We start from the raw sequence: 16,363 nt of genomic DNA, 5'->3' as shown, positions 1-16,363 counted from the left end.
GTCCGGGAGATACAAGCCGCTCGCGCGAGCAGAGGCGAGCATGGACCTCGCCGAACTTGCGGCCCGCTACGACGAGCGCCTGCGAACTGACGACTTCGCCGACCTCGACGCGAGCGAGAACGGCGTCCAGGTCGGGCCGGACGACCACGAGGTGGAGACCGTGGCGTTCGCGGTCGACGCCGCCGAGCAGACCGTGGCGGCGGCCGCGGACCGCGGTGCGGACGCCCTGGTCGTCCACCACGGCCTCTCGTGGGGCGGCATCGACCGCCTGACGGGACGCACCTACGACCGCGTCGCGCCACTCGTCGAGAACGACGTCGCGCTGTACGTCTCCCACCTGCCGCTGGACGCCCACCCCGACCTGGGGAACGCCGCGGGCGTCGCCGACCTCCTCGGACTCGAGGACCGCGAGCCGTTCGGCGAACTCGGCCCCGAGCACGTCGGCCAGCGCGGCCGCGTTCCGGACGGCGTCCAGACCGACGACCTCCAGCGGCTGCTGGTGGACGAACTCGACCACTTCGGCCAGGGCGTGCGCGTGCTCGACTTCGGCCCCGAAACCGTCGAGGACGTCGCCATCGTCACGGGGAGCGGCGTCGACTGGCTCGACGAGGCGGTCGAGACGGGCGCGGACGCCCTCATCACGGGCGAGGGCAAGGGGAAGGCCTACCACATGGCCCGCGAGAGCGAGCTGACCGTCCTCCTCGGCGGCCACTACGCGACCGAGACGTTCGGCGTCCGCTCGCTGCAGTCGCTCGCCGACGAGTGGGGGCTCGCGACGACCTTCGTGGACGCGCCGACCGGCCTCTGAGAAGGAGAAACATTCAGACGAACGGGAACAAACTGAACGCGATACGTTCTCTCGTTCTGATACGAGCGTCAGACGATTCCGCTCGAACCATGTGGTATTAAAAGCGGTGCCGCCGACCATCGGGACGTGTTCGGTGGGTTTCTACGGTCCAGGAGGACCGCCGGGACAACCGGGTCACGTCCCGGCTCTCGCCGGACACGGGCCGCCGCCGACCGGCCCCGATAGCCGAACCCCCGGGTTGCGGCTAATCGAAGCGCCGCTGGCGCTCGACCCCGCGCCACGCGCACCCCCGCGGTAGTCGGCAACACAGTTTCTTCCGGACAGCCGCGTGTCACGTAGCGGAACGCGGAAGGGTAACAGCGTCGACTGGACGACACCGACGAGCTACATCGTCGGGATAGCGACGCCGCCGGACGCTCCCGTTCGGGGACCTGGTCGAGCGGTGTTCGGGGGCGAGGATCGAACTCGAACGGGTCGTCCGACAATCGCGGCGTTGAAGCGGATGGCCTCCGCAGGAACCACCATGACCGACGACCACGAGGACGGCGACCACCACGTCCACCGAGAGGCGTTCCACCACGACCCCATCGCCCACGCGGAGGCCCGCTCGGGGATGACCGTCGGCGAACTCGCCGACGAGTACGGGTCGGCAGGCGTCGGCGCGGCCACCCTCCACGAGGCCGTCGACGTGTACGCCGAGATGCTGGGCGACGACGACGTGACCAACTTCTTCGGCCTCGCGGGCGCGATGGTGCCGACGGGGATGCGGCGCATCGTCGCCGACCTCATCCGCGACGGGCACGTCGACGCGCTGGTGACGACCGGCGCGAACCTCACCCACGACGCCATCGAGGCCATCGGCGGCAAGCACCACCACGGCGAGGAGACCGCCGAGGGGAAGACGATGCGCGAACACGACGAGCAACTGCGCGACGAGGAGGTCGACCGCATCTACAACGTCTACCTGCCCCAGGAGCACTTCGCGCTGTTCGAGAACCACCTCCGCGAGCGGGTGTTTCCAACGCTGGCGGAGGAGGGCGCAGTGAGCATCCAGCGGCTCACCGAGGAGCTCGGGCGCGCGAACGCCGAGGTCAACGAGAGCGAGGACGTCGCGGAGGGCCAGGGCGTCGCCGCGGCGGCCTACGAGAACGACGTCCCCATCTACTGCCCGGCGGTCCAGGACTCCGTGCTCGGCCTGCAGGCGTGGATGTACTCCCAGACCTCCGAGTTCACCCTCGACGCCCTGGCCGACATGACGACCATCACCGACCAGGCGTTCGAGGCCGAGAAGGCGGGCGCGATGGTCGTCGGCGGCGGCGTCCCGAAGAACTACGTCCTCCAGACGATGCTCGTCTCGCCGGACGCCTACGACTACGCCGTCCAGTTGACGATGGACCCGCCCCAGACCGGCGGTCTCTCGGGCGCGACGCTCGACGAGGCGCGGTCGTGGGGCAAACTGGAGAAGGCCGCGCGGAACGCCTCCGTCTACGCCGACGCCACCATCACGCTGCCGCTCGTCGTCGCCGCGGCGCGCGAACGCGTCGAGTAACGCCCGGACGCCGCTGTCGACGTCCGTCGGCGCAGTCGTCGGCGCACGCGCACTATGAACGGCCTTTTAAATGGCGAGGCCGTACGAACGTCCATGATTTTCGAGACCCTGCCGACGACGCCCACGTCGGAGGAACTCATCGACAAGGCGTTCTCGCGGGCGGCGCGGGCCGGACGGGCCAAGAGCGGCGTCGAGGCCCAGCAGTCGATGCTCCAGACCGCGTCGAACGTCCTGTCGGACAACCTGCAGAACGTCGTCACCGCCTGGCCGGACTTCCACGAGGTCGACCCCTTCTACTACGAACTCGCGGACGCCATCGTCGAGGACCCCGTGTCGGACGCCGACGCAACGGCGGACGACGTCGAGGGCCCCGAGGACGCCCCGTCCGGCGTGGACGCGGTCCGCCAGAGCCTCTCCGAGATACAGTGGGCGTCCCGGAAGACCAAGGAGATCGGCCGCGACTACCAGGGACGGCTGCCGAACGACACCGAGGCGGCGCGCAAGATCCGCAAGCAGGGGTTCGCCCGCCTCGCGGACGTCGTCGAGGAGGTGAGCGGGGACCTCGAACGCGTCGGCGAGGCGCGCAACGCCCTCCGGGACCTGCCGGAGATCGACCCCGACGACCCGACGGTCGTCGTCGCGGGCTACCCGAACGTCGGCAAGTCGTCGTTCGTCAACGGCGTCACCCGCGCCAGCAACGAGATCGCGGAGTACCCCTTCACGACGAAGGGCGTCCGCGTCGGGCACTTCGAACGCGACCACGTCCGCTACCAGATCGTCGACACGCCGGGCCTGCTCGACCGCCCCGCCGAGGAGCGAAACGACATCGAGTCCCAGGCCGTCTCGGCGCTCGAACACCTCGCCGACTGCGTGCTGGTCATCGTCGACCCGAGCGGCTACTGCGGGTACTCGCTGGACGCCCAGCTCGCGCTGCGGGACTCCATCGCCGAGCGGTTCGGCGACGTGCCCGTCCTCACGGTCGGCAACAAGTCCGACCTCTCGACCGACGTCGACGCCGACCTGTTCATGAGCGTCGAGAACGACGAGAACGTCGACGAGACGCTCGACGCCGCCGTCGAGGCCATCGGCTACGAGCCCGAACTGCCGTTCGAGGGCTGAGCGCCGGGCCGCGACACCGCGTACTCGACGTACTGGACGCGGACGGTGACCGACTGGCCCGTCGCCGACGATATCCGTCGCCTGAGCCGCTGCGGGAGGTCCGGATACGACTTGCCGGCCTGTCGCTCCAGCACGACCGTGACCGTCCGCGAAGAGGAGATGAACGGCGACGAGTAGCTCGGCCGGACCGAGACCACGTCGACTTCGCCGTACCGGGAGTCGTCGACGACCTCCTCGACCGCCGTGGTCGCCTCGCGTTCGAACGACAGCTGGCTGTACGTACCGGCGAACACCAGGCCGACGGCGGCGACGAGGACGAGCCCCCCGACGACCAGCCGCGTCCGCTTCTCCAGGCGACCGACGACGCTTTCCTCCGACCGGTAGCCGAGGTACCGGAGCGTGGTCCAGACGCCGACGTTGATGCCGACGACCGTGACCGAGAGCAGCAGGAACGACCCGACCGCAACGGGGAGCGACCCCCAGACGATGGCGATGCCCGTCGTCGCGGCCGCCGGGACGAGCGCCGCGGCGACCATGACGCCGACGAGCGACGTCGGCCCCTCGGTCGTGAGCGAGAACGCCGCTGCACCGCCCGCCGCGACCGAGACGACGACCGCCACCACCGACGGAGCCACGCGCAGGCTCACCAGCTCCAGCGCCGTCACGCCGAGTCCCGCCGGGACGAACCCCAGGGTCTTGAGGAGGAACGCGAACGCGGTCGCGCCGGCGACCGCCACGACGAGGCCGGCGATCTGGAACTCGACGCTGTCGACCACCATCTCCCGGTCGCCCGTCACCGAACCGACGCCCGCGGTGAGCGCGGGGCCGACCAGCGGCGCGATGACCATCGACCCGACGACGATGGCCGGCGAGTCGGCGATCAGCCCGCCGGTGGCGATGACCGCCGACAGGAAGACCAGCCAGACGTACGAGCGCCAGTCGTTTGCCAGGTCGCGCGCCTTCGAGCGCAGCGAGGGCGCCGTGATGGGCGAGAAGTTGTTGGCGTAGCGGTCTTCCAGCAGTTCCATCGTCCCCGTCGTCGCCGTCTCGGCGCTGCCGACGACCGTGTACGCGTCCTCCGGAAGTCCGGCGTCGTGGAGTTCGTTGAACACGTCCCCGACCGCGTCCGTCGGGAGTGGAAACTCCACGAGCGTTCCGCCCTCCTCGGACGACGCCCCCGTGACGACGTAGTCCACGTCGGCGTCGTCCAGCGCGGCCAGTATCGCGTCGCGCCGGTCGTCGGGGACGAAGACGTGTACGAGACGCACGCCCGTGCAAGGACGCGGCGACGAAAAAGCGTTCAGGCCGTCGCCGGGAGCGTGGCGACCGTCCGGTCACTGCGTCGGCTCCGGGACTAGTCGTCCGCGGGCACTTCCGGGCGGCTCTCGCCGGCGACGTCGGCGTTCTGCACCCAGAGGTCGCCGAACAGGTCGTCCTGTTCGAGCGTGAGGAACCCGCGGTGGGCGAGAAAGAGCAGCGCGAGGTACGTCTCGACGCGCGTGGTACCGACGTCGTCGATCTCGGCGTACAGCACCTCGTTGCGCCCGCGCTCGTACTGGGTCTCCAGTTCGGCGCGCACGTCGTCGATGACCGACTCGATGTCCTCGTCGTGGGTCGTCCCGGTCACGTCGTCCTCGGTCGGCTCCTCGTCGAGGCGCATGTCGTCGGCCGCGTGGTAGTCCAGCGTCTGCGTGCCGCGCTGGTACCCCTGCGGCGAGTCGCTGGTGTCGTACGTCCGTGACTCCTTCCACCACGACCCGCGCTCGCGCTCGCGCAGGTCGCGGACGAGTTCCTCAAGCGTCTCGGGCGTCCCGCGGGCGTGCTTGCGGTCGAGGCGGCGCTCCATCTCCCGCTCAAGCGAATCCACGGGGTCGAAGGCCGGCGCGTCCGCGCCCTCGGCCTCCATCGCCATCGGGGCCTCCCACGGTTCGGGCTCGTCTTCCTCCTCGTCGTCGTCCGACAGCATCGCGTCGCTCTTCATCCGCAGGAGGACGCTCGCGTAGAACAGCGCCCGGCCCGACGTCCGGAGGTCCGCCTCGTCGAGACGGTCGAGGAACTTGTCGGTCACGTCGACGATGTCGATGTCCCACGGCTCGATCTCGCCCTCCTCGGCGAGTTGCACCAGGAGTTCGACCGGTTCGACCGCATCGTCGTCGCTGTCGTCGGGTTCGAGTTCGCCCGGGAGGACGGCCTCGCCGTCCGCGCGGGCGGCGTCGCCGTTCGCAGCGGACACATCGTCCGCCGGAGCGTCGTCGCCGCCGGGCACTGCGTCGCCGCCCGGCACGGCGTCGACCTCGCGTTCGCGCTTGCGCTCCTCGTGGCCGGCGATGTTCAGCGGGACGTCGTCAGTCATCCGCCGGCACCTCCTGGCTACCGTCGAGCTTGATGCCGGTGACGGTGCTGACGTTGTCGCCCTGCATCGTGACGCCGATGGCGCGCTCGGAGCGCTCCATCATCGCCGAGCGGTGGGAGACGACGACGAACTGCGCGTCGCCCGCGAGTTCGTCGACCATCTCGCCGACCCGCTCGGCGTTCGCGGCGTCGAGGAACGCGTCCACCTCGTCCAGCGCGTAGAACGGCGCGGGGTTGTGGCGCTGGATGGCGAAGATGAAGGCGAGCGCGGTCAGCGACTTCTCGCCGCCGGACATCGCGTCGAGGCGCTGAACCGGCTTGTCCGCGGGCTGGGCCTTCATCGTCAGCCCGCCCTCGAACGGGTCCGCCTCGTCCTCGAGGTGGAGCTCGCCCGACCCGTTCGACAACCGGGTGAATATCTCCCGGAAGTGCGAGTCGATGGCGTCGAAGGCGTCCATGAACGTCGACTTCTTCTGGGCCTCGTAGGAGTCGATGCGGTCGGTGATGGCCTCGCGCTCCTCGACCAGCGTCGCCTTGCGCTCCTCGAGTTCGTCGAGGTCGGCCTCCACCTCGTCGTACTCGTCGATGGCGAGCATGTTGACCGGCTCCAGCTCCTCCATCTGGCGTTCGAGGCGGTCGATGTTCGACCGGACCTCGTCGTGGTCCGGCACCTCGTCGGGGTCGTACTCGCCGACCTCCTCGGCGAGCTCCTCGACCTCGTCTTCGAGGCGACGGACGGCGTTCTGCAGGCTCTCGAGTCGGTTCTCGACCGACTCCACCTCGTCGCGCTTCTCGTCGCGTTCGCGCTTGGCGGCCTGGAGGTCGTCTTTGAGCTCCGACCGTTCGTCCTTGAGGTCGGTCAGTTCGTCCTCGAGTTCGGCGACCGCCTCGCGCTTCTCCGCGAGGGCCGCCTCCTTGTCCTCGACCTTCGCTTCGAGCTCCTCGATGTGCTCCTCCTGTTCGGACTTGCGGTTCTGGGCGGCCTCGATGTCGTCGTGGAGGTCGTCGATGGCGTCCTCGGCGTACTGCTTCTCCAGCTGCAGCTCGTTGAGCCGGCCGTCGAGGTCGTCCATCCGGTCCTCGAGGTCGTCGATGTCGGCCTCGATCTCCTCGGCCTCGGCGGTCAGCTCCGGGATCTTCGAGTCCGCGAGTTCGGACTCCAGCTCCGCCACCTCGTCCTCGATGGTCGCGATGGCGTCGTCGTGGGCCGCTATCTCGCTCTCCAGCTCCTGCATCTGCTCGTCGACCGACTCGCGCTCGTCGCGCAACTCCTCGATGTCGTCCTCGAGGTCGTCGATCTTCTCCTGGAATGACTCCAGCTCCTCCTCCCGACGCTCGATGTCGTTCTCGATGCTGCGGACCTGGTCGCTGGCGTCGCCCTGGCGGTCCCGGGCGTCGTCGAGGCGCTCCTCGACGTCGCGGATAGACTCGCGGACGGACCGGCGCTCGTCCTCGAGGTCGTTGATCTTCCGGGCGACGCGCTCCAGCTGGCCCTTGCCGGACGCGGAGAAGGAGTACCGCGACCCGCTCTTCGAGCCGCCGGTCATCGCGCCGCTCTTCTCGACGAGTTCGCCCGACAGCGTGACGAGCCTGAAATCGCCCATCAGTTCGCGTGCCGTCTGCATGTCCTCGACGACCAGCGTGTCGCCGAGCACGTACGAGAAGATAGGGGCGTACGCCGAGTCGAAGTCCAGCAGGTTGTACGCGAAGTCGACGACGCCCGGCAGGTTCGGCGCGCTCGGCAGCGACCGGTTCTGCATCTTCGTGATGGGCAGGAAGGTGGCCCGACCCGCGTTGCGCGATTTCAGGTACTCGATGCAGTCCTGACCGACGCCGTCGTCGTCGACGACGACGTGGGCCATCCGGCCGCCCGCCGCCGTCTCCAGTGCGGTGGCGTGCTGCTGGTCGACGCTGCCGAGCTGGGCGACGGTGCCGTGGACGCCGTCCATCCCCGCGTTGAGGATGGTCGAGACGGCGCGGCCGTAGGAGGAGTCGCCGCTCTCCTCGGCCTTCGCCTCGAGTTCGGCGTACTCCTGGCGGCGCGCCTGCAGGCGGTCCTCGACGTCGTCGAGGTCGTCCTGCAGCGCGTGCTTCTCGCTCTTGAGGTCGTCGACGACCTCCTGGATCTGCTCCCGGTTGCGCTCGGCCTTCATCAGTTCGTCCGCGAGGTCGTCCAGCTCCGTCTCCAGCTCCGGGATGCGCTCGCGGGCGGCGTCGATCTCGTCCTGTTTGTCGTTGACGGCGTTGGACTTGCGTCGCGCCTCGTCGAGCAGGCGGTCCTTCTCGCGCTGGCGCTCGTTCTTCTCGCTCTTCTCGGCCTCGAGCGCCTCCTTCTTCTCCGCGAGGTCGGCCTTCAGCTCGTCGAACTCCGTGTCGACGCTCTCGATCTCGGCCTCGATTTCCTCGAGTTCGGCCTCCTTGCTCTGGACGTCGCTTTTGACGGACGCCTTCTCGAGTTTCACCTCGCGGATCTCCTCGTCGAGCTCGTCGACCGTCTCCTGCTTGCGGTCGATCTCGACGAACGCCTGGCGGCGTTCGTTCTCCGCCTCGGATATCTTCTCCTCGGCGGACTCGATCTCGCCCTCGATGCGGGAGATCTCGCCCTTGACCTCCTCGATCTCGCTCTTGATGGCGAGCTGTTCGTCCTCGCCCTTGCGCTCGATCTCGGCGTTGAGCTCCTCGAGGTCGTCCTCGAGGCGGACGACGCGGCCCTGCTTCTCGTCGAGGTCGGCCTGCAGGGCTTCCAGTTCGTCCTCGCGGTCCGCGACGTCCTCGCGGGTCGCTTCGAGGTCAGAACGCTTCTCCTCCAGTTCGGCGGCCTTCAGGTAGCCCTCGTACTCCTCTTTCTCCTCGCGGAGGCCCTTGTACTCCAGTGCGGCCTCCCGCTCGTCGCGCAACTGGTCGAGGCGGTCGCGCTTCTCCTCGATGCGGAGTTCGGCCTCCTCGATGCGCTCGGTGACCGTGTCCAGTTCCGCGAGCGCGTCCTCCTTCTTCGCGTCGAACTCCGCGACGCCCGCGATCTCGTCGATTATCTCGCGGCGCTCGTGGGGCGTCATGTTGATGATGCCCGTCACGTCGCCCTGCATGACGACGTTGTACCCCTCCGGCGTGACGCCGGCCTGCGCGAGCAGGTCCTGGATGTCCGAGAGGTTGACCGAGCGACCGTTGAGGTAGTAGTAGGAGTAGTAGTTGTCCTCGGTCTCCTTGACGCGGCGCTTGATTCGTATCTCGTCGACGTCGCCGACGTTGTCGGACCCGGCGGCGTTGACGACCTGCGAGCGGTCGAGCGTGCCGTCGGTGTTGTCGAGGACGACCTCGACGCTGGCCTCGCGGGGGCCGCTCGACTCCTCCGCCCCGTCCTCGTAGCCGGGGTTGTAGATGAGGTCGGTCAGCTTCTCCGCGCGGATACCGCGGGTCCGCGCCAGGCCGAGCGCGAACAGGACGCTGTCGATGATGTTGCTCTTCCCGGAGCCGTTCGGCCCCGTGACGACCGTGAAGTCCTCGTAGAACGGAATCTCGGTCTTCCGGCCGAAGCTCTTGAAGCTATCGAGGACGAGCTTTCGTATGTGCATGGGTTGCTCGTGGGGGAGAGAGCGGCCCTACGCTACGATGATGTCGTCGCCCAGTTCGGAGCCACCCTCGTCGTCGGTTTCGTTCTCCTCGTGGAACTCGTCGGTTTTAGCCTCTTCGTCAGCGGTCGATTCGGTCGGCGCGGGCGACACCGACGCTTCGGCACCGTCAGCCGACTCGGCCGCGTCCGCCGTGGCGTGCTTCGTCTCCAGTTCCTTGATGCGCTGGTTCGCCTCCACGAGTTCCTCGGTGAGGCCTCGGATGGTCGCCTCGAGTTCCTCGACGCGCGACTCGAGCGACTCGATGCGATCTCGCTGGCTGGTCATATCACCTATGCGTCACGGTGACACCATAAAGCTGCGTCAGACATCTGTCTGCCGTCCAACTCGAACAGGGGGTTCGACGCCCCGTCGGTCACGTTCCGCGCCACCGGTCCGTTGAAGCAGGGCGGTTCGGACGCGGACGGATGGCACGGCAGTCGGTGCCGGTCCAGCCATACGGGCGGGCGGTGACCGTCGACGCGAACCGCCGGACGGACGACCGGCCGTGACGGTGCCGAACCGCCGCGACGACCGCGGTGAGCAAGCGACTTACGCGCCCGACGCGAGCCTCCGGACATGCGACAGTTCATCGTCCTCGGTCACGAGGCCCCGACGACCCCCGACTTCTCGCTCGACGACCTCGCCGGCGGCGCGGGACGGCTCGACGCCCTCTGCCGGTGCGTCAACAGCGCGTTCTTCCTCTCGCACGCCGTCCGCGACGACGTCCGCTGCACGCTCGTCCACCAGGACGAGGTGGCGATTCGCTTCGAGGGGTCCGAACTGCGGCGGCTCAACCCCGACGAGCGCAGCACGGCCGCGCTCGTCCGGCAGGCGCTGGCGGCGAAAGACGAGGCCGTCGGGCACGTGGAGGCCGAGAGCACGCCCGGCGTCTACGTCTCCAGGCGCGGGTTCGAACCGGTGCTCGAATCCGCCGCACGCGAGGGGACCGTCGTCGAACTCCACGAGGACGGCCGACCGGTCGTCGACGTCGAACCGCCCGAGGACCCCGTCTTCGTCCTCTCGGACCACGGCGACTTCGCCGACGCGGAGGCCGACCTGCTCGCCGACGCCGCCGACGAACGCCTGCGCCTCGGCCCCGAACTCCTGCACGGCGACCACGCCATCACGGTGGCACACAACTACCTCGACACTGCGGGGTTCACGCGGTACTGAACGTCGGCCTCGACACTCACGCCGACGAACGGTCGTGGACGACGAGCCCGACGACCGCGCGAGGCTCCGACGCAAGCTATCGCTGCCGGGGCGTGCCGTCGGATCGGACGCGCCTCGAACCCGGGCGACGCCGGTTCTCACGCTCGTCGACACGGCGAATCAGGTCGTGGGGTCTTCCTTTCCAGATATCCCGTATTGTTCGATACCCCGCGGTAGTTTCGCTCACCCCCAACATAATGAATAGCTACTATATAATTATTTTTAGTATTTTTCAGGTTTTCTTCACCAAGTTTATTGTGGTTTGAAAATCTTTGTTAGGGTATGGCACACAATGATGTCGGTTCCGTGGACGACGACAACCATTCAGACAGACGGGCGTTCTTGCAGGCGGCCGGTACCGCCGGGGCGGCCGGTCTGGCGGCAACTGCGGGATGTCTCGGTATGGGTGGCGGCGGGAGCGGCGGAAGCGGCGGGAGCGGCCCACTGAACGTCATCGTCTGGAACGACTACACGGAGATCCAGGACGAACTTTCCGACCGCATCGGGACGGAGGTCAAGATGACGGCGATGACGAGTTCCACCAAGATGTTCACCAAGTGGAACACCGGCGGTGCCAGCCAGTTCGACATGGCGCTGCCGAACAACAACCTCGTGAACAAGTTCTACCAGGCCGACCTGCTGCAGTCGATAGACACTGGTTCGATCTCCAACTGGGGTTCGATGTACCAGCAGTTCAAGGACATCTCCAAGCGACAGTTCCAGCACGACGGGAAGATGTTCGGAGTCCCCATCCGGTTCGGCTGGTACGGCATCTCCTACGACAAAGAGCAGGTCCCCGAACAGAAGCGCAAGACCGTCGACACGCTCTGGGACGACGAGTACGAGGGAAAGGTAGCGGTGTACGACAACCACTTCAAGGCCATCGCCATGGCCGCGCTCAAGCTCGGCTTCCAGGACGCCTTCGAGGGCCAGAAGGTCACGCTCTCGGACAGCCAGCTGAAAGAGTGCAAGCAGGCGCTCATCGAGCAGAAGCCGCTCCTGTTCGGCTACCTCTCCGGCAACCCCTCGTGGGTGAAAGCCTACAAGCAGAACAACGTCCACGCGGGCTGGAGCGGACGGAACGAGATAGTTCAGCTTCAGCAGGACGGCGTCTCCCGCGCCGGCACGACCGTCGCGAAGGAGGGCGGGCTCGCGTGGTACGAGGGTGCCATCGTCTCGAAGAAGTCCGACCGGAAGGAGGACGTCCAGAAACTGATCAACGAGATGCTGTCGCCCGACCTCGGCGCGAAGCTAGCGAGGGCCGGCGGCGCTCCCACGACCAACCCCGACATCTCGAAGAACCTCTCGAGCAAGGAGGAAGAGAGGTTCATGGTGGACCCGGCCCGGATGAAGAGCCTCATCCCGTTCAAGCCGATGGCCGAGGAGGAGAAGTGGATCAAGGCGTGGGAAGAAGTGAAGAACGCCTGACTCCATGTCCGAAACAGCTTCGGTCGACCGGTCGTACCGCGAGCGGCTGTTGAGTTCTTTCCGGGACCGCCAGTCCCAACTGGCGGTGACCACGGGACCGAGCCTTCTCTGGCTGGTACTGTTCCTGTTGACGCCGGTCGCGCTGATGACCGCGTTGAGTTTCGTGCGCGTCGACCCGACGACGTTCCAGGTCGTCTGGGAGCCGTCGCTCGGCAGCTATCGGGCGCTAATCGCGGGGGACACGTTCGTGTCGGTCGTCGTGTTGTCGTTCAAGATAGCAGCCGTGACGACGCTCATCACGCTCGCGCTCGCCTTCCCGGTCGCCTACACGCTCGCTACCCGTCTGGAGCGGTCGTTCGGCGTGGTGATCTTCCTCGTCCTGCTACCGTTCTTCACGATGTACATCGTGCGGGCGTACTCGTGGCTCCTGCTGTTCGGCTCGGGCGGAATCCTCAACACGCTGCTCATCCGGTTAGGAGTCATCTCACAGCCGACGGGACTGTTCGAGTTCGGCCAGGCCGCGATCGTCGTCGGTCTGGTTCACGCCTACTTCCCGTACATGCTGCTGTCGCTGTACGCCAGCCTCGACGGCGTCGACTTCTCGCTGGTGGAAGCGGCTCGCGACCTCGGCGCGAGTCGCATCGAGACGTTCGTCGACGTCGTCCTCCCGCTGGTGATGCCGGGGATGATAGCGGGGTCGCTGTTCGTGTTCGTCCCGAGCCTCGGAGCGTTCATCACGCCCCGGTTCCTCGGCCAGGGGAAGATACTGATGCTCGGTCTCTACATCGAACAGCGCATCGGATCGCTCTACCAGGTCGACTACGCCAGCGCCGCCAGCATGATCATCGTCCTGACCATCGTGGTGCTGTTCGCGCTGAGCTTCAGGTACATCGACGTCGAGGACCTGGGAGGCGTCTAGAATGCGACGTCGAACCATCTCCTACCTGCTGTACGGTATCACGGCCGTGACGCTCGTCTTCCTCTGGCTCCCCCTGTCGGTGATGATCTTCCTCTCGGTCGCCGAGAACGCCTCGACGGTCTTCCCCTTCCGAGGGTTCACGGTGGAGCACATCGTCGCCGCGCTCTCCGACAGGACCATCGTCCAGTCGGTGCTGAACAGCCTCGTCGTGGCGACGGCCGCTTCAGCCATCGCCACGGTGATCGGCGTGCTCGCGAGCTTCGCACTCGCGCGCTACGAGTTCCCCTGGAAGGACGCCTACCGTACGGCGCTGGTGACGCCGATGATCGTCCCCGGCATCGTCCTCGGACTCGGCCTGCTGGTGTTCTTCAACACCATCCTCGGAGTCCAGCTCTCGCTGTTCACGATCATCCTCACGCACAGCCTCTACGGACTCCCGTTCGTGGTCCTCCTCGTCTCCTCGCGGCTGTACGCGTTCGACACCAGCGTCGAGGAGGCGGCCAGGGACCTCGGGGCCGACAGGTGGGAGGTGTTCTGGGAGATCACCTTCCCGATAGTTCGCCCCGCCATCATGGCCGGTGCGGTGTTCGCGTTCATCCGGAGTTTCGAGGACTTCATCCGGGCGTTCATGGTCCAGGGGACGGGCAACGTGCTCACCGTGACGATGTTCTCGCTCATCAAGTACAACTCGACGGCGAAGATGAACGCCATCTCGACGGTCATCATCTTCGTCATCGCCGTGCTGCTGGCGATAGGGATGAACCTCGGGTCGGTGGTCGAGTACACCGCCGGGGAACGGGGCGAATGACGGACCTCGTCGACCGCGCCAGGGAGGTCGTCCCGGGCGGGGCCCAGACCGGTCTGCGCGAGCAGGCGTTCTATCCGGACGACATCGCGTTCGCGTCGGCCGACGGCGCGACGATGACGACCGTCGAGGGGGAGACCTACACCGACTACCACCTCGCCTTCGGGCCGGTCGTCCTCGGTCACGGCGACGAGACCGTCGACGCCGCGGTGAGAGACGCCATCGACGACGGCGTCCTCTTCGGGACGGCCACCGCCCCTCTCGAGGTCGAGGTGGCCGAACGAATCGTCGATAGTCTGCCGAGCGCGGAGATGGTCAACTTCTGTAATTCGGGCTCGGAGGCGACCTACCACGCCATCCGCCTCGCCCGGGCGTACACGGACAACGAGACGGTCCTGAAGTTCGAGGGCTGCTACCACGGCTGGCACGACTACGTCGACGTCAACGTCTACCCGCCCGCGGACCAGGTCGGCGAGAGACACCCCGAATCGGCCGGCATACTCGACGCCGCCGTCGACGCTACGGAGGTCGTCCCGTTCAACGACCTCGGAGCCGTCGAGGCCGTCTTCCGCGAGCGAGGGGAGGAACTCGCGGCGGTCATCCTCGAACCGATCCCCCACTCCGTCGGCTGTCTGCTGCCCGACCCGGAGTTCCTCGACGGGCTCGAAACCCTGTGCGAGGAGTACGACGTCCCCCTCGTCTTCGACGAGGTCATCACCGCCTTCAGGCACTCCCCGCACGGAGTCCAGAGGGAACTCGGCGTGGACCCGGACCTGACCTGCGTGGCGAAGGCACTGGGCAACGGCTATCCGGTCGCCGCCGTCGCGGGAACGGAGCAGTTGCTCTCGCAAGCCGGCGGCGACAACACCGATGGAGTCGTCATCAGCGGAACCTACTCCGGAAACCGCGTCGGACTCGCGGCCGCGCGAGCGACCGTCGACGCACTCGCCGAGCGCGACGTCCAGGGACACCTCACCGACCTCGGAGAGCGATACCGCGAGGGGCTGCGCGACCTCATGGCCGACCACGGCGTCGAGGGACGGGTCGTCGGCCACCGCTCCATCTTCAGCCCGCAGTTCGGCGTCACCGGCGAACCGCGGACCTACGAGGACGTCGTCGAACTCGACGAGGAGCGATTCCGCACCTACGCGAGAGGGATGCGCGAGCGGGGCCACTTCTTCACGCCGAACCCGTTCAAGCGCCACCATCTCTCGACGGCTCACGGCGAAGAACACCTCGAACGATATCTCGCCGACGCCGACGACGTGCTGACCGAGCTCTGACCCGACGACAAGTCTTGGCGAACCGTCGGGACGAAAAAGTCGGCGGCGAAGGCGCTCGCCGCTCGCACTGCCGGCGGTCAGTACTGGTCGAAGACGGATGGCGCCCCCTCGCGGACGGTGACGGTGACGCGCTCTCCTTTCTCTACCGGTGCTTCCTGCCCCTGCATGACTATCTGGAGATCCGACACGTCGTCGTCCGGCGACAGGACGTAGACCGTCTGGTCGCCCTGGAAGTAGCGTTCGTCGATTTCGCCGGCGAGCGCTCCGTCCTCGGCGAGCGCGAAGTCCTCCGGTCGGATGGAAACGGTGACGTCGCCGTCGACCGGTTCGTCGGTCCGGAACGAGAGGTCACCGACCGTGACGATCGCGCCGTCGCCGTCGGGGTCGGCCCGGCCCTCCAGGAGGTTCGTGTCGCCGATGAAGTCGGCGACGAAGGGGGAGGCGGGCTCCCGGTATATCTCCTCAGGAGTCCCGACCTGCTCTATCTGACCGTCGTTCATCACCGCGAGGCGGTCGCTCAGGGTCATCGCCACCTCCTGGTCGTGGGTGACGTAGAAGAACGCGCCCTGGGTCTTCTCGTGTATCTTCCGGAGTTCGACCTGCATCCGTTTGCGGAGTTTCCGGTCGAGACTCGACAGCGGTTCGTCGAGCAGGAGGACGCTCGGTTCGTTGACGAGCGCTCGGGCGAGCGCGACCCGCTGCTGTTGGCCCCCGGAGAGTTCGGTCGGATCACGGTCGGCGAACCCCGACAGGTCGACGAGGTCGAGATATTCGGAGATGCGGTCGTCGCGCCGTTCGGACTCGGACCGACCGTCGTCTTCCTCGCCCGGGAGACCGCGCTTGCGGAGCCCGTAGCCGACGTTCTCGCCGACACTCATGTGCGGGAACAGCGAGAGATGCTGAAAGACGAGGTTCGTGTCCCGGTGGTCGGGTGAGACGCCCGTCATGTCGGACCCGTCGAGACTGACCGTGCCCGTTGTCGGCGTCTCGAATCCGGAGATCATTCGCAGCGTGGTCGTCTTCCCGCATCCCGAGGGGCCGACGAGTGAGAAGAACTCCCCACTGCGGATCTCGAGGTTGATGTCTTCTACAGCGACCACGTCATCGAACTCCTTGCGAACGTCGTCAAGCGCCACCAGACTGTTCCTTGTTGACATGGAGAATGCTTTCAGGCACGACGACAAAAACCCTGCGGGACTTCGTAATAATATGTATCCTACGATATATAAATTATTAAAATTACTTCGGAATAATCACTGGTCCGATATCGCTCCAAC

General features: G+C 67.0%; 13 protein-coding genes. 8 read left to right on the top strand and 5 right to left on the bottom strand.

The features are described from left to right. Nucleotides 1-40 precede the first annotated feature (40 nt). The 3 genes from NKT36_RS11855 (at nucleotide 41) to NKT36_RS11845 (ending at nucleotide 3,476) form a co-directional block, all read left to right on the top strand. Complete coding sequence (locus NKT36_RS11855) at nucleotides 41-808, top strand: Nif3-like dinuclear metal center hexameric protein (protein WP_327051258.1); 768 nt, start codon at nucleotides 41-43, stop codon at nucleotides 806-808. 523 nt (nucleotides 809-1,331) lie between these two features. After that, entirely contained in the window at nucleotides 1,332-2,357 is a 1,026-nt protein-coding gene (locus tag NKT36_RS11850) for a deoxyhypusine synthase (RefSeq protein ID WP_327051257.1), read from the top strand. Between the two features lie 93 nt (nucleotides 2,358-2,450). Beyond that, the gene (locus tag NKT36_RS11845) at nucleotides 2,451-3,476 is read left to right on the top strand and encodes an NOG1 family protein (RefSeq protein ID WP_327051256.1); all 1,026 of its coding nucleotides are present in this window, start codon (nucleotides 2,451-2,453) and stop codon (nucleotides 3,474-3,476) included. Here NKT36_RS11845 and NKT36_RS11840 read toward each other — a convergent pair. From NKT36_RS11840 to NKT36_RS11825, 4 genes are all read right to left on the bottom strand, one after another. Then, on the bottom strand, nucleotides 3,446-4,744 hold the full coding sequence (locus NKT36_RS11840) for a TIGR00341 family protein (RefSeq protein WP_327051255.1): 1,299 nt from the start codon (nucleotides 4,742-4,744) through the stop codon (nucleotides 3,446-3,448). The genes NKT36_RS11845 and NKT36_RS11840 overlap by 31 nt on opposite strands. Nucleotides 4,745-4,830: 86 nt before the next feature. Beyond that, nucleotides 4,831-5,829, bottom strand: a complete 999-nt coding sequence (locus NKT36_RS11835; RefSeq protein ID WP_327051254.1) for a ScpA family protein — start codon at nucleotides 5,827-5,829, stop codon at nucleotides 4,831-4,833. Further along, nucleotides 5,822-9,400: a chromosome segregation protein SMC gene (gene smc, locus NKT36_RS11830; RefSeq protein ID WP_327051253.1), complete on the bottom strand. Its 3,579-nt coding sequence runs from the start codon at nucleotides 9,398-9,400 to the stop codon at nucleotides 5,822-5,824. Before smc ends, NKT36_RS11835 begins: the two co-directional genes overlap by 8 nt. A gap of 27 nt (nucleotides 9,401-9,427) precedes the next feature. Then, a complete protein-coding gene (locus NKT36_RS11825) occupies nucleotides 9,428-9,724 on the bottom strand; it encodes a DUF7518 family protein (RefSeq protein WP_327051252.1) in 297 nt (98 codons plus the stop codon). Between the two features lie 291 nt (nucleotides 9,725-10,015). On the opposite strand from NKT36_RS11825, the gene trmY reads away from it, so the two are divergent. From trmY to NKT36_RS11800, 5 genes are all read left to right on the top strand, one after another. After that, on the top strand, nucleotides 10,016-10,612 hold the full coding sequence (gene trmY, locus NKT36_RS11820; protein ID WP_327051251.1) for a tRNA (pseudouridine(54)-N(1))-methyltransferase TrmY: 597 nt from the start codon (nucleotides 10,016-10,018) through the stop codon (nucleotides 10,610-10,612). Nucleotides 10,613-10,933: 321 nt separating this feature from the next. Next, a complete protein-coding gene (locus NKT36_RS11815) occupies nucleotides 10,934-12,079 on the top strand; it encodes an ABC transporter substrate-binding protein (protein ID WP_327051250.1) in 1,146 nt (381 codons plus the stop codon). 4 nt (nucleotides 12,080-12,083) lie between these two features. Continuing rightward, nucleotides 12,084-12,998 (top strand): ABC transporter permease, encoded by a 915-nt coding sequence (locus tag NKT36_RS11810; RefSeq protein WP_327051249.1) that lies wholly within the window; start codon nucleotides 12,084-12,086, stop codon nucleotides 12,996-12,998. 1 nt (nucleotide 12,999) lies between these two features. Then, complete coding sequence (locus NKT36_RS11805; RefSeq protein WP_327051248.1) at nucleotides 13,000-13,806, top strand: ABC transporter permease; 807 nt, start codon at nucleotides 13,000-13,002, stop codon at nucleotides 13,804-13,806. After that, nucleotides 13,803-15,086: an aspartate aminotransferase family protein gene (locus tag NKT36_RS11800; protein WP_327051247.1), complete on the top strand. Its 1,284-nt coding sequence runs from the start codon at nucleotides 13,803-13,805 to the stop codon at nucleotides 15,084-15,086. Before NKT36_RS11805 ends, NKT36_RS11800 begins: the two co-directional genes overlap by 4 nt. 77 nt (nucleotides 15,087-15,163) lie before the next feature. Here NKT36_RS11800 and NKT36_RS11795 read toward each other — a convergent pair whose 3' ends face one another. Continuing rightward, the gene (locus NKT36_RS11795) at nucleotides 15,164-16,243 is read right to left on the bottom strand and encodes an ABC transporter ATP-binding protein (protein WP_327051246.1); all 1,080 of its coding nucleotides are present in this window, start codon (nucleotides 16,241-16,243) and stop codon (nucleotides 15,164-15,166) included. Nucleotides 16,244-16,363: the final 120 nt, after the last annotated feature.

The sequence above is a fragment of the Halomicrococcus gelatinilyticus genome (assembly GCA_024227995.1).
In the GTDB taxonomy this organism is placed as follows: Archaea; Halobacteriota; Halobacteria; order Halobacteriales; family Haladaptataceae; genus Halomicrococcus; species Halomicrococcus gelatinilyticus.
This window is presented reverse-complemented; position numbering and strand designations above follow the sequence as displayed.